At 61.3% G+C, this 19,847-nt stretch carries 21 protein-coding genes; 15 read left to right on the forward strand and 6 right to left on the reverse strand.

The window, feature by feature from the left end; all coding sequences use genetic code 11:
* Positions 1-145: 145 nt before the first annotated feature.
* From gshB to rsmI, 5 genes are all read right to left on the reverse strand, one after another.
* Complete coding sequence (gene gshB / locus HGP16_RS17475) at positions 146-1,093, reverse strand: glutathione synthase (protein ID WP_168841278.1); 948 nt, start codon at positions 1,091-1,093, stop codon at positions 146-148.
* Positions 1,094-1,185: 92 nt separating this feature from the next.
* Positions 1,186-1,689 carry a cupin domain-containing protein gene (locus HGP16_RS17480; RefSeq protein WP_168841279.1) on the reverse strand — a complete coding sequence of 168 codons (504 nt, stop codon included), beginning with the start codon at positions 1,687-1,689 and terminating at the stop codon, positions 1,186-1,188.
* Positions 1,690-1,787: 98 nt separating this feature from the next.
* Positions 1,788-2,783 carry an endonuclease/exonuclease/phosphatase family protein gene (locus tag HGP16_RS17485; protein ID WP_168841441.1) on the reverse strand — a complete coding sequence of 332 codons (996 nt, stop codon included), beginning with the start codon at positions 2,781-2,783 and terminating at the stop codon, positions 1,788-1,790.
* A gap of 98 nt (positions 2,784-2,881) precedes the next feature.
* Positions 2,882-3,262 carry a YraN family protein gene (locus tag HGP16_RS17490; RefSeq protein WP_168841280.1) on the reverse strand — a complete coding sequence of 127 codons (381 nt, stop codon included), beginning with the start codon at positions 3,260-3,262 and terminating at the stop codon, positions 2,882-2,884.
* On the reverse strand, positions 3,252-4,163 hold the full coding sequence (gene rsmI / locus HGP16_RS17495; protein ID WP_168841281.1) for a 16S rRNA (cytidine(1402)-2'-O)-methyltransferase: 912 nt from the start codon (positions 4,161-4,163) through the stop codon (positions 3,252-3,254). The genes HGP16_RS17490 and rsmI overlap by 11 nt, the downstream gene beginning before the upstream one ends.
* Before the next feature lie 195 nt (positions 4,164-4,358).
* Here rsmI and dnaN point away from each other — a divergent pair, with 195 nt between their 5' ends.
* The 7 genes from dnaN (at position 4,359) to HGP16_RS17530 (ending at position 9,564) form a co-directional block, all read left to right on the forward strand.
* Positions 4,359-5,534, forward strand: coding sequence for a DNA polymerase III subunit beta (gene dnaN / locus HGP16_RS17500; protein WP_312862927.1), 1,176 nt, complete (start codon positions 4,359-4,361; stop codon positions 5,532-5,534).
* Between the two features lie 271 nt (positions 5,535-5,805).
* The gene (gene pmtA, locus HGP16_RS17505) at positions 5,806-6,399 is read left to right on the forward strand and encodes a phospholipid N-methyltransferase PmtA (protein WP_168841283.1); all 594 of its coding nucleotides are present in this window, start codon (positions 5,806-5,808) and stop codon (positions 6,397-6,399) included.
* A 21-nt stretch (positions 6,400-6,420) separates the two neighbouring features.
* Complete coding sequence (locus HGP16_RS17510; protein ID WP_168841284.1) at positions 6,421-7,008, forward strand: histidine phosphatase family protein; 588 nt, start codon at positions 6,421-6,423, stop codon at positions 7,006-7,008.
* 1 nt (position 7,009) lies between these two features.
* Entirely contained in the window at positions 7,010-7,702 is a 693-nt protein-coding gene (gene pyrF / locus HGP16_RS17515) for an orotidine-5'-phosphate decarboxylase (protein ID WP_168841285.1), read from the forward strand.
* A gap of 27 nt (positions 7,703-7,729) precedes the next feature.
* On the forward strand, positions 7,730-8,017 hold the full coding sequence (locus HGP16_RS17520) for a DUF1330 domain-containing protein (protein ID WP_168841286.1): 288 nt from the start codon (positions 7,730-7,732) through the stop codon (positions 8,015-8,017).
* Positions 8,018-8,129: 112 nt separating this feature from the next.
* The gene (locus HGP16_RS17525; RefSeq protein WP_168841287.1) at positions 8,130-9,110 is read left to right on the forward strand and encodes a complex I NDUFA9 subunit family protein; all 981 of its coding nucleotides are present in this window, start codon (positions 8,130-8,132) and stop codon (positions 9,108-9,110) included.
* A 289-nt stretch (positions 9,111-9,399) separates the two neighbouring features.
* On the forward strand, positions 9,400-9,564 hold the full coding sequence (locus HGP16_RS17530; protein ID WP_168841288.1) for a hypothetical protein: 165 nt from the start codon (positions 9,400-9,402) through the stop codon (positions 9,562-9,564).
* A gap of 70 nt (positions 9,565-9,634) precedes the next feature.
* Here the strand turns inward: HGP16_RS17530 and HGP16_RS17535 are convergent, their stop codons facing one another.
* Positions 9,635-10,435 carry an undecaprenyl-diphosphate phosphatase gene (locus tag HGP16_RS17535; RefSeq protein WP_168841289.1) on the reverse strand — a complete coding sequence of 267 codons (801 nt, stop codon included), beginning with the start codon at positions 10,433-10,435 and terminating at the stop codon, positions 9,635-9,637.
* 147 nt (positions 10,436-10,582) lie between these two features.
* Between HGP16_RS17535 and HGP16_RS17540 the strand changes: the two genes are divergently transcribed.
* The 8 genes from HGP16_RS17540 to HGP16_RS17575 all read left to right on the forward strand — a co-directional run bounded on the left by HGP16_RS17540 (position 10,583) and on the right by HGP16_RS17575 (position 19,847).
* Positions 10,583-11,275: a glutathione S-transferase family protein gene (locus HGP16_RS17540; protein WP_168841290.1), complete on the forward strand. Its 693-nt coding sequence runs from the start codon at positions 10,583-10,585 to the stop codon at positions 11,273-11,275.
* A 76-nt stretch (positions 11,276-11,351) separates the two neighbouring features.
* Positions 11,352-12,509 (forward strand): tRNA epoxyqueuosine(34) reductase QueG, encoded by a 1,158-nt coding sequence (queG, locus tag HGP16_RS17545; protein ID WP_168841291.1) that lies wholly within the window; start codon positions 11,352-11,354, stop codon positions 12,507-12,509.
* Complete coding sequence (locus tag HGP16_RS17550; protein ID WP_168841292.1) at positions 12,509-13,381, forward strand: SDR family oxidoreductase; 873 nt, start codon at positions 12,509-12,511, stop codon at positions 13,379-13,381. The genes queG and HGP16_RS17550 overlap by 1 nt, the downstream gene beginning before the upstream one ends.
* Before the next feature lie 397 nt (positions 13,382-13,778).
* Positions 13,779-14,147 carry a septal ring lytic transglycosylase RlpA family protein gene (locus tag HGP16_RS17555; protein WP_168841293.1) on the forward strand — a complete coding sequence of 123 codons (369 nt, stop codon included), beginning with the start codon at positions 13,779-13,781 and terminating at the stop codon, positions 14,145-14,147.
* A 211-nt stretch (positions 14,148-14,358) separates the two neighbouring features.
* Positions 14,359-15,648: an RsmB/NOP family class I SAM-dependent RNA methyltransferase gene (locus HGP16_RS17560; RefSeq protein WP_168841294.1), complete on the forward strand. Its 1,290-nt coding sequence runs from the start codon at positions 14,359-14,361 to the stop codon at positions 15,646-15,648.
* 198 nt (positions 15,649-15,846) lie between these two features.
* Complete coding sequence (locus HGP16_RS17565; RefSeq protein WP_168841295.1) at positions 15,847-17,133, forward strand: imelysin family protein; 1,287 nt, start codon at positions 15,847-15,849, stop codon at positions 17,131-17,133.
* 45 nt (positions 17,134-17,178) lie between these two features.
* Positions 17,179-18,738 carry a di-heme oxidoredictase family protein gene (locus HGP16_RS17570; protein WP_168841296.1) on the forward strand — a complete coding sequence of 520 codons (1,560 nt, stop codon included), beginning with the start codon at positions 17,179-17,181 and terminating at the stop codon, positions 18,736-18,738.
* Positions 18,738-19,847, forward strand: a complete 1,110-nt coding sequence (locus HGP16_RS17575) for an imelysin family protein (RefSeq protein WP_168841297.1) — start codon at positions 18,738-18,740, stop codon at positions 19,845-19,847. The genes HGP16_RS17570 and HGP16_RS17575 overlap by 1 nt, the downstream gene beginning before the upstream one ends.

Here is a 19,847-nt window from a genome sequence, read left to right on the forward strand (position 1 = left end):
GCAAACTTCGGGTTGCAATCTGGCATAAGACAAAGAATGAAACAAGAACAATAAACGAACAAAGCTTCACCCAGGCATGTCGAAATCATCGATATGCCTGGTGAAGGCTATTGATCAGCTGGAAAGCATGGCGGGGAACTGCCGATCAGGCCCGCTTGGCTTCGATCGCATCCCAGAGCAGGCTGGCGATATCGGCGCCGCCGAAGCGCTTGACTTCGCGGATGCCGGTCGGCGACGTGACGTTGATCTCGGTCATATAGTCGCCGATGACGTCGATGCCGACGAGCAGGAAGCCGCGCTCTTTCAGGGCCGGGCCGATGCGCTTACAGATTTCCTGTTCGCGCGCCGTCAGCTCGGTGGCTTCGGCGCGACCGCCGACATGCATATTGGAGCGGGCGTCGTGCTCGGCCGGCACGCGGTTTATGGCGCCGACGGCTTCGCCATCGACGAGGATGATGCGCTTGTCGCCCTTGCGCACGTCAGGCAGGTATTGCTGGGCGATGAAGGGCTCGCGGAAGAGCTGGCCGAACATCTCAAGCAGGGACGAGAGATTGCGGTCATCACGCGTCGAGTGGAAGACGCCGGCGCCGCCGTTGCCGTAAAGCGGCTTCAGGATGATATCGCCCATCTCATCGCGGAAGCGGCGGATTTCGGCGGGATCGCGGGTGATCAGCGTCTTCGGCATGAGATCGGCAAATTCGGTGACGAAGATCTTTTCCGGCGAATTGCGCACCCAGGCCGGATCATTGACGACGAGCGTCTTCGGATGGATGCGCTCCAAGAGATGCGTCGAGGTGATATAGGCCATGTCGAATGGCGGGTCCTGGCGCAGCAGAACAACGTCCATGGTCGAGAGATCGACGCGCTCGGGTTCGCCGAGCTCGAAGTGATCGTCCTTAACGTCACGCAGGATCATCGGCTCGACGGAGGCATAGATCTTGCCGTCGCGCATGCTCAGCCGCTCGGGCGTATAGTGGAAGAGCTTGTAGCCGCGGTTCTGTGCCTCGAGGCTCATGGCGAAGGTCGAGTCACCCGCAATGTTGATGCTCTTCACATGGTCCATCTGGACCGCAACATTCTTGATACCAGCCATAGTCAGCCCTCGCTCGAATTTGCGGACAGATGTAGGTCGGCCCGCATTCAAACGCAACGGCTATTCAATAGCTTCCGTCAAGGCTGATCGGTTCAGGCGGCGAGGCCCTGCGCGCCGCCCTGGCGGACGAAGTTGCGCAGCCGATACGCCATGCTCAAAGGCTTCGGGAACGGCCTGCGTAAAAAGGCGACCTTGCGCAAATAGCGGTCGATGCGCCATGTCGCCCAGGTGCCACCGGCGAAATAGGCGACGTCGCCGGCGCTGAGCGTACGCTCGACGCCGTCTTCGGTGGTGATATGCACTTCGCCTTCGAGGATCATCACCGTTTCGTCCCAGCCGAAATACCAGCGAAATTCGCCGGCGGTGCAATCCCACAGCGCCGTCATGGCGGCATCGTCCTGCCCACGCGAATGCTCGGCGATGCGGGCAACCGGATTGCCCGCCAGGATCCAGGAGGGCTCGATCGGCGACGGCTTCATTTCCATCTCGGCGCTGGCGCCGGCGACGAAGCTTTTCGATTGCGGCAGCGCGACGACCGCCGGGACGGCACGCGCGGCAAAGGCCGCCATGCTCGTCAACATCAGTTTCAAGACCATGCAATCCCCCAAAATTCCATGCGCGTCTGCGATCTCATCGCATGGAAGCGGTAACGGCGCGGTTCATGAAACCCAGCGCATTTTAACGATTGCAGCGATCAGGCCGAAAAGCCTTCGATCGTGCAGACGATCATGTCATGGTCGGATAGCGGTTTGCCCTCTTCATTGAGGGAGGAAACAAGGTGGCTTTCGCCGATCTTCAAACCGCGGGTGATGAACCAGTCGAGCTTCATGGTGCGATCGGGAAAGCGCGTGATCAGGCTCGGGCGTGTGCTCGTCTGATCCAGCGGCCCGCCGTGGCATTCGAAGCCGCAACCCTCGGCCATGGCAAACAGCGTATCGGTCGAGTAATCGCCGCCGGTGTGGTTGCCGGTATTGAGATCGCCGCCGATCAGGATGGGCAGGCCTGGTGCGAAGGCTTCGACAACATCGATCAGCGCCGCCATCTGCCGCTCGCGATAGGCAGCGGTCGCCACGCTTTCGAGGTGAACGGAAACAGCGACGATGGGACCGGCCTCCGTTGCGACGATGGCGCCAAGAGCACAGCGATCGCCGATGCGCGGCTGTTCGTTGCTATCGTTGAACCAGACGGCCTCGCCCGGCAGGCGGATCATGAAAGCATCCTTCAGGGCGACGGCGGCCATCAGCGCATTGCCGTGAAAGCCCTTTTCGTTGAAATCGTCGCGGCAGTAGGAGCGCTCGATTTCCGAGCCGAGGCTGAGCTCCAGGAACTCGACGCCATAGGCATGGTTCATACCGAGCTCATCGGCGATAACAGCGGTCGGGTCGCGTTGCTCGGTGCGGGCCATGCCCTGATCCATTTCCGACAGCAGGATCAGCGGCGCCCCCGTCGCCCGCAGCTTGGCAGCACTTTCCTCAGGAAACAGGCAGCGCTCGAGATTCCACGCAGCGACTGTAAACGGGAAGGACAAGGCCTCGATTTGCGCATCAGCCCCGCCGATGCGCACCGTATTCAGGCAGGCGAGCGATGAGAGCTTCGCGGCGTGAACGGCCGGGGTCTTTTCGAGCAAGACGAAGCTCTTGCGCTCCTCCTGCGAGGGAACGGTGAAAGGGGAGACGGTGTTGCGGATCATGATGGGGCCTGTCGAAACGAGATGAGCGCCGGCGGAAAATCGCTTGGGTTGGTCGCCCGGCAATAGGCTGATTTTATGACGGTCCTGTAACGTCGTGCTCAAAAAGCATCCGGAAAATGCCGCGGCCAGCGGCCGGGCAGCATGGCGACGATGTCGTAGCGTTGCGACAGGCGGGCGAAATCCGGTTGCCGGGCCAGCCAAAGATCGCTGGCGGCGCGGATGCGGTTCTGCGAGGAGAAGGAAACAGCGTCGATCGCCTCCCGCGCACCGCGCCGCGATTTGACCTCGACGAAGACGGCGAGATCGCCCTTGCGCGCGACGATATCGATTTCGCCGAGCTTGGTGCGATGGCGGATGGCCAGGATGCGGTAGCCCTTGAGCATCAGGAAGGCCGCCGCGAAATATTCGGCGGCATGGCCGCGTCGCCAGGCCTTTTGCCGCTTCAGCCTTTCGCCTGCGTCAGGCCCCCTATCGGCCATGGCGCTCTTTCATGTCGAGAAGGCGCTGATAAAGATCCTTGCGCGGCAAGCCGGTCAAGCGCGCAGCCTCGGCTGCCGCCTTGGCCGTCGGCAGCGTGCCGGCAAGATCGGCCAGAATGGCATCGACATCGGCTTCGGTGGCAACGCTTTCCGCCGGCGGGCCCACGAGCCAGACGATCTCGCCTTTTACATTGTCAACGGCCTCATAGAATGCCGCGAGTTCGGCAAGCGTGCCGCGGCGAAATTCCTCGAAGGTCTTGGTCAGCTCTCGGCAGACGGCACCGGCCCGCTCACCGCCGAGCACATCGGCGGCAGCGGCAAGCGTGGCGGCAATGCGATGCGGTGATTCAAAGAAGATGAGCGTCGCGGGGACGCTCGCAAGTTCTGCCAGGCGATCGCGTCGGCCCTTGTCCTTGGCGGGCAGGAAGCCGGCAAAAAAGAAGGCATCGTTCGGCAGGCCGGAGCCGACGAGGGCCGCAAGCGGCGCCGAGGCGCCGGGAATGGGAACGACCTTGTATCCCGCCTCGATCGCCTGAACCGCAAGCCGGTAGCCGGGATCGGAGACGAGCGGCGTTCCGGCATCGGAGACCAGCGCCACCGATCGGCCGGCTTCCAGCGCCTGCAGCAGCCGGGGTCCGGCCTCATCGGCATTATGCTCGTGGTAGGCATAAGGTTTGTTCTGGATGCCATAGCGATCGAGCAGGACGCGGGTGACGCGCGTATCCTCGCAGGCCAGCACGTCAGCGCCGGCCAGCGTCTCCAGCGCCCTCAGCGTGATATCGCCGAGATTGCCGATGGGTGTGGCGACAAGATAGAGCGCCGGTCCGAGGGGGCGGGCCGGAATCTGGTTGTTATGCAGGCGGAAACTGCGCGCCCCGCCGCTTGATTGCTCTTCGGTCATGCCGGTCCTGAATTCACTTCGGATAAACCGCCTTTATGGGCGAGGCGCAGGCGGACGGCAAGAGCGGTGCAATTCCTGTGGAGCATTGTCGACGAAATGTCGAATTGCCGCCTGGCAAATCGCCTATGCCTCTTGCATTCGGATGGAGAAGTCTGCCAAGTTGCCTGTCCAATCTTTCGGGCCTCGTCCGAAAACATGTCGCTCGGGCGCCTCGGGCCGCCCGGCAAGTCACGGTCGAAAGCGGTAGCATCCATGCGTATTACAATTGAGCGGTCGAACCTCCTGAAGTCGCTGAACCACGTGCATCGCGTGGTCGAGCGTCGCAACACGATCCCGATCCTGTCCAACGTGCTGCTGAAAGCCGAGGGTACAAACCTCGACATGAAGGCAACCGACCTCGATCTCGAAATCACCGAGGCGACGCCCGCCAATGTCGAGCAGCCCGGCGCCACCACCGTACCGGCGCATCTGCTCTACGACATCGTGCGCAAGCTGTCCGACGGATCGGAAGTGCTTCTTGCCACCAACACCGACGGCAGCTCGATGACGGTCGCCTCCGGCCGTTCGAAGTTCTCGCTGCAATGCCTGCCGGAATCAGACTTCCCGGATCTCACCGCCGGCAGCTTCAGCCACTCCTTCAAGCTGAAGGCCGCCGATCTGAAGATGCTGATCGACCGGACGCAGTTTGCGATTTCCACCGAAGAGACGCGCTACTACCTGAACGGCATTTTCTTCCATACGATCGAGAGCGGCGGCGATCTGAAGCTCAGGGCCGTCGCCACGGACGGTCATCGTCTGGCCCGTGCCGATGTCAGCGCTCCTTCCGGCTCCGAAGGCATGCCCGGCATCATCATCCCGCGCAAGACTGTCGGCGAGCTGCAGAAGCTGGTTGACGCGCCGGACACGATGGTCACCGTCGAAGTCTCCGACGCCAAGATCCGCCTGACGATCGGCTCGATCGTCATGACGTCGAAGCTGATCGACGGCACCTTCCCCGATTACCAGCGCGTCATCCCGGCCAACAACGACAAGGAAATGCGCGTCGATTGCCAGAGCTTCGCACAGGCTGTCGATCGCGTATCAACGATTTCGTCGGAGCGGGGCCGCGCCGTAAAGCTGGCACTGTCGGACGGGCAACTACTGCTGACGGTCAACAACCCCGATTCGGGAAGCGCGACGGAAGAAGTCGCTGTCGGCTACGAAATGGATCCGATGGAAATCGGCTTCAACGCGAAGTACCTGCTTGATATCACCGCGCAGCTTTCGGGCGATTCTGCCGTGTTCCTGCTGGCCGATGCCGGCTCGCCGACACTCATCCGCGACACGGCCGGCGACGACGCGCTTTACGTGCTGATGCCGATGCGCGTGTAGAGCATGATGCTGAAAAGTGTGAGGGGAGTTCGGACGATATCATGCTCCACTTTTTTGATTCATGAGCAGGATGGTTTTGGGTCGAACAGACCTAAAATCACCCGGCTTCAGCGAAACCAAAGCGCCCTTTCATGCGTTTATACAACGCAAGGGCGCTTTTATTTGATCCTTTGTGAATTGCGACATTTTCTCTTGTTATTGCGTCATCGCATTGCAAGATTTTAGAGAAGCGATATGTAAGTCGCGACCGTAACATCTGGTGGGGGAGAACATGGCGCTGCGTCTCAAGGAACGGCTGGGCAAGAAGTTCGACGAGGAGATCCGTTTCTTCAAAGGCATGATGCAAGGGCCGAAGACGGTGGGGTCGATCGTTCCCACCTCATCGATTACAGCCCGCAAGATGGCGAGCGTCGTCAACACGCAATCCGGCCTGCCCGTACTGGAGCTCGGGCCGGGAACCGGTGCCATCACCAAGGCGATCCTGGCACGCGGCGTCGAGCCGCAAAATCTCGTCGCCGTCGAATATTCGACCGATTTCTACAATCATCTCGTCAAGCTTTACCCCGGCGTCCACTTCATCAATGGCGATGCCTTCGATCTCGATACGACGCTTGGCGTGCTGCGTGGCCAGACCTTCGATTCTGTCGTGTCGGGTATCCCTCTCCTCAATTTTCCGATGAAGGCGCGCGTCGCATTGCTGGAAAGCCTGCTGGACCGCATGCCGCCAGGCCGCCCGGTAGTGCAGATCTCCTACGGGCCGGTTTCGCCGATCATCGCCAAGCCGGACCGCTACCATATCCGCCACTACGACTTCATCGTCCGCAACATTCCCCCGGCCCAGCTCTGGGTCTACAGCCGCGGCTGAGGCAATCGCTGGGACAATTCCATGTACGCTCTTTATATTACGCACCCGCAGGTGCGCATCGACCCTGCCGTGCCTGTGCCGGAGTGGGGCTTGTCCGAAATAGGCGCCGAGCGGGCGCGGCTGGCGGCGAGCCGACCTTGGGCACGCGAGCTTGGCCTGATCGTCTCCAGCGGCGAACGCAAGGCGATCGAAACGGCCGAAGCTTTGGCGACGGCAAGCGGCGCGCCGATCGAAATCATCGAGGCCATGCATGAAAACGACCGCAGCGCCACGGGCTTCCTGGCCCCACCGGAGTTCGAGAAGGCGGCCGACTGGTTCTTTGCCCATCCGCATGAAAGCTTCAAGGGCTGGGAGCGTGCCATCGACGCGCAGGCAAGGATCGTCTCCCATGTCGACGCCGTTCTCGCACGACACGACCCGCAGGTGCCGATCGCATTCGTCGGCCATGGCGGCGTCGGCACGCTGCTGAAATGCCACCTCGAGGGCAAACCGATCGCGCGCCAGGGCGACCAGCCGCCGGGCGGCGGCAATCTTTTCTGTTTCGATCTTGCGAAGCGCGCCGTCTCATGCGACTGGACACCCATGGAAGATTGGATGGGATGGGCTTGAGATGACCGCACGCGACCGCTTGATCGTTGGACTGGATGTTCCAAACCTTCAGGAGGCCGAAAAAGTGGTCGGCGCCCTCGGCGATGACATCCTCTACTACAAGATCGGCTATCAGCTCGCCTTTGCCGGCGGGCTGGAGTTCGCCCGCGATCTCGCCGCCAGCGGCAAAAAGATCTTCCTCGATATGAAGCTGCTCGACATCGACAACACGGTGGCCTCCGGCGTGGAGAATATCGTCAAGATGGGCATGTCGATGCTGACGCTGCACGCCTATCCGAAAGCGATGAAGGCGGCCGTCGAGGCTGCCAAGGGGTCCGACCTATGCCTGCTCGGCGTCACCGTGCTGACCTCGATGGACGAAGGGGATCTCATCGCCGCCGGTTATGAATATGATCCGCATACGCTAGTGCTGCGCCGGGCCGAACAGGCGCATCTCGCCGGCATGGGCGGCATCGTCTGTTCAGCGGAGGAGTCCTCCGCCGTCCGCAAGATCATCGGGCCTGACATGGCGCTGGTGACCCCTGGCATCCGGCCAGCCGGCAGCGACAAAGGCGACCAGAAGCGGGTGATGACGCCGGCAGACGCCATCAAGGCCGGATCGAGCCACCTCGTCGTCGCAAGACCAATCGTCAAGGCGATCGATCCGAAGGAGGCCGCACGCGCCATCCTCGCCGAGATGGACTCCGCGCTCTAAGATACCGAAACACGCAGGGAGGAAAACATGGCAAAGGGATATTGGATCGCGCGCGTGGATGTCCGCGACCCCGAGCGCTACAAGGACTACGTCGCCGCCGCGAAGCCGGCCTTCGAGAAATACGGCGCGAATTTCCTCGCGCGCGGCGGTGCGTTCACGCCGCTTGAGGGACCGGCGCGCGGCCGCAATGTCGTCATCGAATTTCCGTCGCTGCAGCACGCCGTCGATTGCTACAATTCGCCGGAATACCAGATCGCCGCCAAAATCCGGCAGCAGGTGGCGGATGCTGAAATGGTCGTCGTCGAAGGGGTTTAAACCCTTTGAAAACGCGACGCCGCAACGCAGCGCGATAGCACTTCACCTCGGCGCCCGGATCGGCTAAGACGAAACCAGATCAGCCCAATCAAAGCCTTTCGAGGAGCCTGCCATGACCCTGTCCAACCTCCCACCGCTCGTTACCGTGTTCGGAGGATCGGGCTTCATCGGGCGGCATGTCGTGCGTGCGCTCGCCAAGCGCGGCTATCGCATCCGCGTTGCCGTGCGCCGTCCCGATCTTGCCGGCTTCCTGCAGCCGCTCGGCAATCTCGGCCAGATTTCGATCGTCCAGGCCAATGTGCGCTACCGCAACTCGATCGACCGTGCGGTCGAAGGCGCGCAGCATGTCGTCAACTGCGTCGGCATCCTCGCCGAAAGCGGCCGCAACACCTTCGACGCCGTGCAGGAATTCGGCGCCAAGGCGATCGCTGAGGCCGCACGCGGCGCCGGTGCATCGCTGACGCATATTTCCGCCCTCGGTGCCGATGCCAATTCGCCTTCGGCCTATGCCCGCACCAAGGCTCGCGCTGAAACCGCCATCCTGTCGATCAAGCCGGACGCAATCATCCTGCGCCCCTCGATCGTCTTCGGCCCCGAAGATAGCTTCTTCAACAAATTTGCCGACATGTCGCGCACGGCACCCTTCCTGCCGCTGATCGGTGGCGGCAAGACGAAATTCCAGCCGGTCTATGTCCAGGATATCGCCGAGACCGTTGCCCGTAGCGTCGACGGCAAGCTGAAGGCCGGCACGACCTATGAACTCGGCGGCCCGGAAGTGTTGTCCTTTCGCGAATGTCTCGAGACCACGCTTGCCGTCATCAACCGGAAGAAGTCGCTCGTCTCCATTCCGTTCGGCATCGCCTCGCTGATCGGCTCGGTCGCTTCGCTGGTGCCGCTCATCACCCCGCCGATCACTTCCGATCAGGTCACGCTGCTGAAGAGCGACAACGTGGTTTCCAAGCAGGCGGAAACGGAAGGACGCACGCTGAAAGGCATCGGCCTGCTGCCGACGCTGCTTGCCTCCGTGCTGCCGTCCTATCTCGTCCGCTATCGTCGGCAGGGTCAGTTCACCGGTTCCGGCAAGGCTGCCTGACGATTCGGCAATTCAGTGAAATTCAAAACGCCGCCGGCTCTGCCGAGCGGCGTTTTTTATCGTTCGAATGCCGCGGTAAACGCTTGTGTGTGCCCCGCAATCCCGCTCTCATTCACAGCTTAGCGTTGCCTAAAAGACGCACTGTGGAAATAGTAGCATTAACGTCAAATTTAACATGAACATTTATTGCTATTGCTCATCTCACTGACTAACACAGCCGCGCGTCTCAGGCTTGGACAATGAACCGGTCTGCGGCGCGCTTCACACTTCTGCGGAAAGGCATTTTTCGATGGGCAAGTCTATCGCGCTTTTGTTTGCGTGCGCGGCATTGGTGATTCTCGCCGGCTCTTTCGTAGCCCGCGGCAGCATCGCCTCGGTAAAGGGCGAATGTGCGCCGACCTACGGCGTCGATCCCTGCACCACGGGCTCTATCGACACGTCCTCTTCGAACTGACCGGGCACGGAAAAGGCCGGTTCTCACCGGCCTTCGTGTTCTTCGGTATCTTGACGTCAGGCGATGCGCCTCAGCCGATCGTGTAAAGACCGATCAGGCCGAGTACGCCGATGATGATGCGCCACCATGCAAAGGGGGCGTAGCCACGACGCGAGACGAAATCGAGCAGTGCGCGCACCACGAACAGCGCCGAGATGAAGGCGGTAAAGAAGCCGACGACGATCAGCAGCCCCTGATCCATGCTCAGATCGTGACGGCTCTTCCAGAGATCGAGCGCAAAGGCGCCCGCCATTGTCGGCATGGCGAGGAAGAAGGAAAATTCGGCGGCGGAGCGCTTGTCGGCGCCGAGCAGGAGCGCGCCGACGATGGTGGAACCGGAACGCGAGGTTCCGGGAATCATGGCCAGGCACTGGAAGAAACCGATCTTGATTGCCATCGGCCAGGAGAATTCATAGGCGCTGGTGTATTTCGGCTTGAACTCGATCTTGTCGATGACAAGCAGGACGATGCCGCCAAGAATCAGCGAGATACAGATGACCTTCGGCGAGTCGAACAGCACGGTCTTGATGAAATCATGCGCGAGAGCGCCGATGACGGCGGCCGGCAGGAAGCCGAACAGGACGGCCAGCACGAAGTGGCGGGCCTTGACACTGACGGGCAGTGCCTTGGCGATCTGGACGAGCCGATTGAAGTAGACAAGCAGGATGGCGAGAATCGCACCGAGCTGGATCAAAACATCGAAAGTAGCGGCTTCCTTGAAGCCGAGAAAATGTCCGAGCAATATCAAATGGCCCGTCGAGGAGACCGGAATGAACTCCGTAAGCCCCTCCACGAGGCCCAAAACCAGCGCGATAATAATTTGTTCAGCCATATCGTGTCCTTTGTCAAACGGCCGGGCGGCCCGATTCGCTTGTGCAAACTAGGCCAAGATCCTATAGCTTCAACCGATGACAAATGACTAGGGTCGCAGAATAGCGACCAAAACTCCGTAGCATCAATCAGAAACACCCGAGTACCAATGCCGACGCTGTATCACCATCCGATGTCATCCTCCTCACGGTTCGTTCGTCTGATCCTGACCGAATACGGCTATCAGACGGAACTGATCGAGGAGCAGACCTGGGAAAAGCGACGCGACTTCCTGGCGCTCAACCCCGCCGGCACCCTGCCTGTCTATGTCGATGACAGCATGCGGGCGCTCTGTGGCGCGACCGTGATTTCCGAATATCTCGACGAGACGCACGGTGTTCTGAAGCGCGATCGTCGGCTGCTGGCCGAAGATCCGTTCCAGCGCGCCGAGATCCGCCGGCTGACGGAATGGTTCATGCAGAAGATGGAGCAGGACGTCACCCGTCCGCTGACGCGCGAGCGCGTGTTCAAGCTGCAGATGACCGCCGAGCAGGGCGGCGGCGCGCCCGATTCCAAGGTAATGCGCATGGCGCGCGGCAATATCCGCCAGCACATGAAATATCTGTCCTGGCTCGCGGGCTCCCGTCAGTGGCTCGCCGGCGAGCGGCTCAGCTATGCCGATCTTGCCGCCGCAGCCTCGGTTTCCGTGCTAGATTATTTGGGTGAAATCGACTGGACGGAATCGCCGATCGCCAAGGAATGGTATCAGCGTCTGAAGTCGCGCCCGTCCTTCCGACCGATCCTGGCGGAGCGCGTGCGCGGTGTCACTCCGGTTTCGCACTACGCCGATCTGGATTTCTAGATCACTTTTTTCACGCGATTCCGAATAGAAACCCGCTAACGCACTTTTCCTGGAATTGCTATGACGAGGGCCCAGTATGCCCGATGATTGCGAAACGGAAAAAGCGGACAAGCGCAGAAGCACGTTGACGGCTTTCCTGCGGGAGGAAGCGCGCGCCCAAGGCTTCGATCTCTGTCGCATCACCAAACCGGACGCCATTCCCGAGGCCGCTGTCCGGCTCGGCCAGTTTCTCGACAAGGGCCATCACGGCACCATGGGCTGGATGGAGGAGACGCGCGAAAGGCGTAGCGATCCGCGCGTGCTCTGGAGCGAGACGCGCTCCATTGTCGTCTTCGGCCTCAACTATGGGCCTGATGAAGATCCGCGCGGCATCCTGGAGAAAAAGGACAAGGCTGCGATCTCCGTCTACGCGCGAAACCGCGACTATCATGACATCATCAAGGGACGGCTGAAGGAAATCGCCACCCGCTTTGCCGCGCGCTCGAAGGAGGACGTCAAGGTCTTCGTCGATACCGCGCCGGTCATGGAGAAGCCGCTGGCGGCCACGGCCGGTCTCGGCTGGCAGGGCAAGCACACCAATCTCGTCAGCCGCGCCTTCGGCTCCTGGCTGTTCCTCGGCTCGATGTTCACCACGGCCGATCTCGAGTCGGATCAGCCCGAGATCGACCATTGCGGCTCCTGCCGGGCCTGCCTCGACGTCTGTCCAACCGCCGCCTTCCCTGCGCCCTACCAGCTCGATGCGCGCCGCTGCATTTCCTATCTGACCATCGAGCACAAGGGGCCGATCGATCCGCAGCTTCGACCATTGATCGGCAACCGCATCTATGGCTGCGACGATTGTCTTGCCGCCTGTCCATGGAACAAGTTCGCAAGCGCCGCCTCGGAAATGAAGCTGGTGGCACGGGAAGACCTGAAGGAGCCATCGATCGCCTTCCTTCTTGATCTCGACGACGTGGCATTCCGCGCATTCTTCAGCGGCTCGCCGGTCAAGCGCATCGGCCGCGACCGGTTCATCCGCAATGTCCTCATCGCGGCCGGCAATTCCGGCGAGCGCGCCTTTATAGAAAGATGTCGCGAATTGGCCGCGGATCCCTCGCCCGTCGTGCGCGGAATGGCCGTCTGGGCCTTATCGCAGCTGATGACGGCTGGCGAGTTCCGTGCATTTGCGGCAGAAAGAGATGACGAGGCGGACGAAGAGGTTCGCGCGGAATGGACATTGGCTGGAGTTCTATGATGCATGTGATGATTTTCGGCTGCGGCTATTCCGGAACGGCGATCGCCAAGGCTTTCGCCGGCTCCGGCATTCGCATCACAGGTACGACCCGCTCCGCCGACAAGGCGGAGCTGCTGACGAAGGAAGGCATCGAGGCCTTTGTCTTCGACGGGGAGACGCTCGACCCCGCTCTGGCTGAGACAATGACCACAGCGACGCATCTGGTGCAATCGATCGCGCCGGGGAAAGCGGGCGATCCGCTGCTGCGGCTGGCGCAGCTCAATCTCAAAGCGCTGATGCCGAAGCTGGAATGGATCTGCTATCTCTCGACCGTCGGCGTCTATGGCGATCACAAGGGCGCCTGGGTCAGCGAGCAGACCTCGCTGCATCCGATCGCGGACCGCTCCGTCGAGCGCGTCGAGGCGGAAGATGGCTGGCTGCGCGCCGGCATCAGGCTCGATCTTCCCGTCGCCGTGCTCAGGCTTTCCGGCATCTACGGCCCCGGCCGCAATGCCTTCTGCAATCTGGAAAAGGGTACGGCGCGGCGGCTGATCAAGGCGAACCAGGTGTTCAACCGTATCCGCGTCGAGGATATCGGCGCCTGCGCCCGCTTCCTGTCCGATCGCAAGGTCGGCGGCATATATAATGTCACCGACGACGAGCCGGCGCCGCCGCAGGATGTGATTGCCGAGGCCGCCCGGCTCATGGGTGTCGAGCCGCCGCCGGAGCAGGCTTTCGAGACAGCCGAGCTGACGCCGATGGCGCGCTCCTTCTATGGCGAGAACAAGCGCGTTTCGAACAAGAAGTTGCGTTCACTCGGCTTCGCCTTCCGCTATCCGGAATACCGCATGTCGCTTGCCGAACTCTGGTCGTCCGGACGCTGGCGCGGCTAAACTGCCGCTCTCCGCACAGAGAAAATCGCACGAAAATTCCTACTTAGCCGGCTTGGCTAGTTCAATTTACTCCGCATTTATGGTTAACGACCTCTAAAATTGCACAAATGCGGCAGCAATTATGGCAAAGCCGGAAAATTATTTTTCCGATTTTCGTGATCTTTCGCGATGCAGCATGACCGCGAGAAAAATCGTTCCATTTTTAACTGATTTTATTAGGTTTTTTCCAGAACCAAGCAAAGTCCCCGAATAGTCCTGGTATTTGCTTTGATCCGCAAATGTTACACCATGTAATATTCCGTGATTGAAAGAGGCACTTTTTCGCCATTTTTGGCCGGATTTAAGCCCCCGCCGCCTACCCAGGGCGCAAGTTCAATAGCTTGAGGGAAAAATTGGTTTGAAGAAAATCGCACGTTCTTTGGCAATCGCCGCAACTATATCTGCCTCCATTGCTGTCGTTTCGACACCGGCATCTGCATCCGCCGGATGCGGGGGCGCTTCCTGGTATGGCGGAAGCTCCAAAACTGCTTCCGGGGAACGCATGAGTTCCGGAAATCTTACTGCAGCCCATCGCTCGCTTGCTTTCGGCACGCGCCTGCGGGTCACCAACAAGCACAACGGTCGTAGCGTCGTCGTTCGCATCAATGACCGCGGACCCTTCATTCACGGCCGCGTTCTCGATCTCTCGCGCGCCGCAGCACAGAATATCGGCATGGTTGCCTCCGGCACCGCCAAGGTTTGCTACGACGTCGTCGCCTCGAAGTAATCGCTCGATCAAGCCGGAACCATCAGGCATTTCGGCGCGACGCTTGCTCTCTCCGTCAATCGCGGCTACGACGCGGTTGGGACGTCTCAATAATCCGCCGCCATGTGTATTCTTCGCGCGGATTGATGAGGCGTCAGCGATTTTGATAGGGCGCAACGCTTCCCGGTAAACTCCGCTGAGTTCGGGGCGGTGCGCGAGCAGGAGAGTGTGAATGCGTCTGGGCGGCCGATTGCAGGGGGCCATCGAAGTTCTTGCCGATATCGAAGCGCGCAAGCGACCGGTGGCTGACGCCCTGAAGGATTGGGGCCTTGCCCATCGCTTCGCCGGTTCCGGCGACAGGGCCGCGATCGGCAACATCGTCTACGACGCTCTGCGCATGCGGCTCTCCCATGCCTGGCTGATGGGTGACGACAGCCCCTCGGCACTTGCCCATGCCGTGCTTTTTCGCCAATGGGGACTGACCCCCGAGACGCTGGCCACAGAACTCGACGGCGATAAATTTGCCCCCGAAGCGCCGAGTGCCGAGGCGCTGGCGGCCTTTGCCGCCCGCAAGCTCGAAGACGCTCCGCTTCACATCCAGGGCGATATTCCCGAATGGGTCGAGACCTCATTCCAGCACGCATTCGGCGATGACTGGCTCTCCGAGGCGCAGGCTCTTTCCGAACGTCCCACACTCGACCTTCGCGCCAACGCCCTGAAGGCGGATCGCGCCAAGGTCGTGAAGGCGCTGGAACGAGCAGGCGCGCAGGCATCGAAGATCGCCCGTTTCGGCATCCGCATTCCCGCTGGTGAAGGCGCATCGCGCCTGCCGAATGTCACCGCCGAGCTTTCCTTCCAGAAGGGCTGGTTCGAGGTGCAGGACGAGGGCTCGCAGATCGTCGCCGATCTGGTCCTGCCCGAGGAAGGCGATCAGGTGCTCGATTATTGCGCCGGCGGCGGCGGAAAGACGCTCGCCATGTCGGCCGCCATGCACAACAAGGGTCAGGTCCACGCCTATGACAGCGATCGCCGACGGCTGGCGCCGATCATCGAGCGGCTGAAGCGGGCCGGAACCCGCAACGTTCAGGTCCATGACGAACGCAATGCCTTGCTGGCGCTGCGCGCCAAGTTCGACAAGGTTCTCGTCGATGCCCCCTGCACCGGTACGGGCACATGGCGCCGTCGTCCCGACACGAAATGGCGGCTGACGCAGAAGAACCTTGACGAGCGAACCAGCCAGCAGCAGGAAGCTCTGACCCAGGCCAGCGAATTCGTCCGCCCCGGTGGAGCTCTCCTTTACGTCACCTGTTCGGTCCTGCCGGAAGAAAACGAAGCGCAGGCTAACCGTTTTGCCAGCCTCAATCCGGATTTCGAGGTCGTCGAAGCCCTGAGTTCCTGGGAAAAGCTGTTCGGCAGGGAGACGCCGCAGCCGCTATCCTCGGACGGCCGAACCATCACGCTGACACCTGCCTCCACCGATACGGACGGCTTCTTCTTCTGCCGCCTGAAGCGGAAGGGATAAGGCTAAATCAATTCGCCCGTGACCGACGCCGGGCGGATTCTGCTTTTTCGACGCTCGATCCCACTCTCAGGGCCGATATTCATCAGCGCCAGCCTTAAAACCGTTCTAAACTAGAGCGTTTGACACAAGTTTATTTTTCATACATGACACAAAACGCCAAGTTTTTGACGGTGCCCCCGCCGTCACCAGGAGAGGAACATGAAATTTAAGATCAATTTTGGCGCCGTGCTCGCGGTGGCCGTTGCCACAACCGTTGCGTCCGGCCCGCCCGCCCTTGCCGCCGCCCCTGAACCGGCTGCCGTTCTCAAGCACTATGCCGAGCTTGCTCATGCCAAATATCAGGACTCGCTGACGACTGCGAAGACGCTCGACAAGGCGATCGATGCCCTGCTTGCCAACCCGAGCGACAAGACGCTGAAGACGGCGCGCGCGGCCTGGATCAAGGCTCGCGCTCCCTACGCACAGACGGAAGTCTATCGCTTCGGCAACCCGATCGTCGACGACTGGGAAGGCAAGGTGAATTCCTGGCCGCTGGATGAAGGCCTGATCGACTATGTCGACGCCTCCTACGGCACGGAAAGCGACGAGAACGCGCTCTATGTCGCCAACGTCATCGCTAACAAGACGATCAAGATCAACGGCAAGGATGTCGACGCTTCGCATCTGACGCCGGAATTCCTGTCGGGCACGCTGCATCAGGCTGGCGGTGTCGAGGCCAACGTCGCGACCGGCTACCACGCCATCGAATTCCTGCTCTGGGGTCAGGACCTGCACGGCACCAGACCGGGCGCCGGCGAACGCCCGGCAACCGACTATGACCTGAAGAATTGCACGCATGGCAATTGCGACCGCCGCGCCGAATATCTGAAGTCCGCCTCGACGCTGCTCGTTGCGGATCTGCAGGACATGACTGAAAAGTGGACGCCGGAAGGCGAAGCGACCAAGCATCTCGAAGCCGATCCGAAGGCTGGCCTCACCGCCATCCTGACCGGCATGGGCTCGCTCTCGTATGGCGAGCTTGCCGGCGAGCGCATGAAGCTCGGCCTGCTGCTGCACGATCCGGAAGAAGAGCAGGATTGCTTCTCCGACAATACCTATAACGAACACAATGGCGACGCCGTGGGCATCGCTGCGGCCTATACCGGCAATTACACTCGCGCCGACGGCACCAAGATGAAGGGTCCGTCGCTGCACGATCTGGTCAAGGCCAAGGATCCAGCACTCGACAAGGAAATGGAAGGCAAGCTCGACACGACGCTCGCCGCCATGAAGGCGCTGGTGCATCGCGGCGAGACGGTCGAAAAATACGACCAGATGATCGGCGAGGGCAACAAGGAAGGCAACGCCACGGTTCAGAAGGCTATCGACGGCCTGCTCGATCAGACGAAGAGCATTCAGCGCGTCATTGCCGCACTCGATCTCGGCACGATCAAGCTTGAAGGTTCGGACAGCCTGGACAATCCTAACGCCGTCTTCAAGAAGTAATAAGGGATGGTGGCAGCGCCACACGGCGCTGCCACCCCGATACTCATGACAAACATCCCGGCCAACCGCGCCCTGCTGCCCGCCCTAGCCGCGGGTTTTTTGGTTTTTTCGATCACCCTGGCCGCTGCCGGTATTCTCGACTTTCCGACTGTTCGTACCGATCTTTCCGCCGAACAGCTGAAGCGGGTACACGACGTGACCCGCGCGACCGCGGATTTCTCAAAGGCCGAACCCTATGAGGCGATGCAGGGCGGCGCGCTGACCTCGATCGATCCCGTCGGCCGCGATATCTTCTCGCAGCCCTCGGCCAATCTGAGCTCGGAGCGCGGACAGGATTTCCATCTCGGCAACGCCCTCTTCCGCAAGCTCTGGGTTTCGGCTCCCTCTTCGACGCAGGCTTCCGACGGGCTGGGACCGCTGTTCAACGCCCGTTCCTGCCAGAGCTGTCACGTCCGTGACGGGCGCGGCCATCCGCCCGATGTCGCCGCAACGGCCGCGACCTCGATGGTCCTGCGCCTGGCACGGACCGCCGTCATGCCGGAAGAGGGGCAGGCGATCAGGGATTTCCATGCGCTGAATTTTCCGGACTCCACCTATGGGGCGCAACTGCAGGATCTCGCCGTGCCCGGGCTTGCCGCCGAAGGCAAGGTGACGGTCAGCTATAGCGTGGAGACCGTGACGCTTGCGGGCGGTGAGACCGTAACCTTGCGCAAGCCGACATACGGTGTGAGCGACCTGGCCGATGGGCCGCTCGACCCGACGACGACGATTTCGGCGCGCATCGCACCGCCGATGATCGGCCTCGGCCTGATCGAGGCCATTGCGGATGCCGACATCCTTGCCAATGCCGACCCGGACGACAAGAAAGGCACCGGCATTCGCGGCCGCCCCGCCATCGTCCGCGATCACCGTACTGGCGAGATCGCGCTCGGCCGTTTTGGCTGGAAGGCCCAGAACGCCACCGTGCGCGACCAGGTTGCGGATGCCTTCTCGGCCGATATCGGCATTTCGACGCCGGACCGGCCGAACGCCTATGGCGATTGCACGTCCAGGGAACCGCGCTGCCTCGCCATGCCGAACGGCGTGCAGAAGCGGCTGGGCGATACGGAAGCGCCGGATCCGGTCCTTCCGCTCGTCACCTTCTATTCCGAAAATCTCGCCGTGCCGGCCCGCCGCAAGGCGAGCTTTCCCGATGTGCTGCACGGCAAGGAGATATTCTACCGCTCCGGCTGTGCGGCCTGCCACACGCCGAAATTCGTGACCCGCGACAATCTCAAGGGCAGCGATGGCAAGGACTCTCCGCAGGCCTTCCAACTGATCTGGCCTTATTCCGATTTCCTGCTGCATGACATGGGTGAAGGCCTTTCCGATGGGCAGCAGGTGGGCGTGGCATCCGGTCGCGATTGGCGCACGCCGCCGCTCTGGGGTATAGGCCTGACGCAGACGGTGAGCGGCCGGCAAGCTTATCTGCATGATGGCCGCGCCGGCACACTGACCGAAGCCATCCTCTGGCATGGAGGAGAGGCGGAAAAAGCCCGCAATGCATTCGCCGGTCTTTCGAAGGACGATCGGCAAGCCCTCATCAACTTTCTGGAGTCTCTTTGATGCGCCACTGGAAACGCCTCGCCGCCACCCTTCTGCTTACCGTTGCGGCCCTGCCTGCCCATGCCGAGGACACGGCGACCAATGGCGCTGGCCTGAACGAAGCGGCGGTGCCGGCCACCCTGCAGAAGACGGTGGACGACGTCATCCGCCCTGGCTATCGCGCCATGCACGGCTCCGCATCGAAGCTGACGGCGGCAATGAAGGCGCTTTGTGCCGACCCCACGGACGCGACGCTCACCAGTGCCAAATCAGCCTTCGGTGATACGGTGAAAAGCTGGTCGCGCATCGAGATCGTCGATACCGGCCCCGTCATCGAGAAGAACCGCTTCGAACACATCCTCTTCTACCCCGACCGCAAGGGGGTCGGCCTCAAGCAGGTGCAGGCGCTGATCGCCAAAGCGAACGAGCAGGATACGACCGTCGAGGCCGTCGCCGGCAAGAGCGTGGCGCTCATGAGCATGACGGCGCTGGAATATGTGCTCTTCGGCAACGGTTCCGACGTTCTCGGCAAGGACAAGCAGAGCTTCCGTTGCCGCTATGGCACGGCAGTTGCCGGCAATATCGAAAACACGGCCAAGGAAATCGCCGACGAATGGGATGCTGCCGACGGCGTGCAGAAATCCTGGAAGTTTCCCGGCAAGTCCAGCGATGACTTCATGGACAACAAGGAGGCCGTGACGGCGTTGCTGGGCATCCTCGTACATGGAGCTGCCAATGTCCGCGACCAGCGGCTGGAAACCTTCTATAAGGGCGACCCGGCGGCAGCACGGCCGAAGATGGCGATCTACTGGCGCTCGGCCAACACCTGGACCTCGTTATCAGGCAATATCGAAGGCTTGAAGACGCTCTGGGAAAAGGCCGACATGGCAAGCCTGCTGCCATCAGACAAGCGCGCCGTCGCCACCAAGATCGACGCCCTCCTGAACGAGCTTGCGACGACGGCGACAACGATCAATCCGGATATCGAGGCGGCCATCGGCAACGATGCGGAGCGCGCCAAGATCGACAAGCTGCTCTCCGTCAGCCGCGACCTCGCCACCAGCTTCAGCGATGACTACGGCGGCGCCATCGGCCTTTCGGCCGGCTTCTCCTTCGCAGATGGAGACTGA

It is taken from the genome of Rhizobium sp. P40RR-XXII (assembly GCF_012641405.1).
Taxonomy (GTDB): domain Bacteria; phylum Pseudomonadota; class Alphaproteobacteria; order Rhizobiales; family Rhizobiaceae; genus Rhizobium.

Excerpts from the sequence above, each read along its gene's own strand:
- gshB (WP_168841278.1), bottom strand. The coding sequence starts at position 1,093 with ATGGCTGGTATCAAGAATGTTGCGGTCCAGATGGACCATGTGAAGAGC.
- HGP16_RS17480 (WP_168841279.1), bottom strand. The coding sequence starts at position 1,689 with ATGGTCTTGAAACTGATGTTGACGAGCATGGCGGCCTTTGCCGCGCGT.
- HGP16_RS17485 (WP_168841441.1), bottom strand. The coding sequence starts at position 2,783 with ATGATCCGCAACACCGTCTCCCCTTTCACCGTTCCCTCGCAGGAGGAG.
- HGP16_RS17490 (WP_168841280.1), bottom strand. The coding sequence starts at position 3,262 with ATGGCCGATAGGGGGCCTGACGCAGGCGAAAGGCTGAAGCGGCAAAAG.
- rsmI (WP_168841281.1), bottom strand. The coding sequence starts at position 4,163 with ATGACCGAAGAGCAATCAAGCGGCGGGGCGCGCAGTTTCCGCCTGCAT.
- dnaN (WP_312862927.1), top strand. The coding sequence starts at position 4,359 with ATGTCGCTCGGGCGCCTCGGGCCGCCCGGCAAGTCACGGTCGAAAGCG.
- pmtA (WP_168841283.1), top strand. The coding sequence starts at position 5,806 with ATGGCGCTGCGTCTCAAGGAACGGCTGGGCAAGAAGTTCGACGAGGAG.
- HGP16_RS17510 (WP_168841284.1), top strand. The coding sequence starts at position 6,421 with ATGTACGCTCTTTATATTACGCACCCGCAGGTGCGCATCGACCCTGCC.
- pyrF (WP_168841285.1), top strand. The coding sequence starts at position 7,010 with ATGACCGCACGCGACCGCTTGATCGTTGGACTGGATGTTCCAAACCTT.
- HGP16_RS17520 (WP_168841286.1), top strand. The coding sequence starts at position 7,730 with ATGGCAAAGGGATATTGGATCGCGCGCGTGGATGTCCGCGACCCCGAG.
- HGP16_RS17525 (WP_168841287.1), top strand. The coding sequence starts at position 8,130 with ATGACCCTGTCCAACCTCCCACCGCTCGTTACCGTGTTCGGAGGATCG.
- HGP16_RS17530 (WP_168841288.1), top strand. The coding sequence starts at position 9,400 with ATGGGCAAGTCTATCGCGCTTTTGTTTGCGTGCGCGGCATTGGTGATT.
- HGP16_RS17535 (WP_168841289.1), bottom strand. The coding sequence starts at position 10,435 with ATGGCTGAACAAATTATTATCGCGCTGGTTTTGGGCCTCGTGGAGGGG.
- HGP16_RS17540 (WP_168841290.1), top strand. The coding sequence starts at position 10,583 with ATGCCGACGCTGTATCACCATCCGATGTCATCCTCCTCACGGTTCGTT.
- queG (WP_168841291.1), top strand. The coding sequence starts at position 11,352 with ATGCCCGATGATTGCGAAACGGAAAAAGCGGACAAGCGCAGAAGCACG.
- HGP16_RS17550 (WP_168841292.1), top strand. The coding sequence starts at position 12,509 with ATGCATGTGATGATTTTCGGCTGCGGCTATTCCGGAACGGCGATCGCC.
- HGP16_RS17560 (WP_168841294.1), top strand. The coding sequence starts at position 14,359 with ATGCGTCTGGGCGGCCGATTGCAGGGGGCCATCGAAGTTCTTGCCGAT.
- HGP16_RS17565 (WP_168841295.1), top strand. The coding sequence starts at position 15,847 with ATGAAATTTAAGATCAATTTTGGCGCCGTGCTCGCGGTGGCCGTTGCC.
- HGP16_RS17570 (WP_168841296.1), top strand. The coding sequence starts at position 17,179 with ATGACAAACATCCCGGCCAACCGCGCCCTGCTGCCCGCCCTAGCCGCG.
- HGP16_RS17575 (WP_168841297.1), top strand. The coding sequence starts at position 18,738 with ATGCGCCACTGGAAACGCCTCGCCGCCACCCTTCTGCTTACCGTTGCG.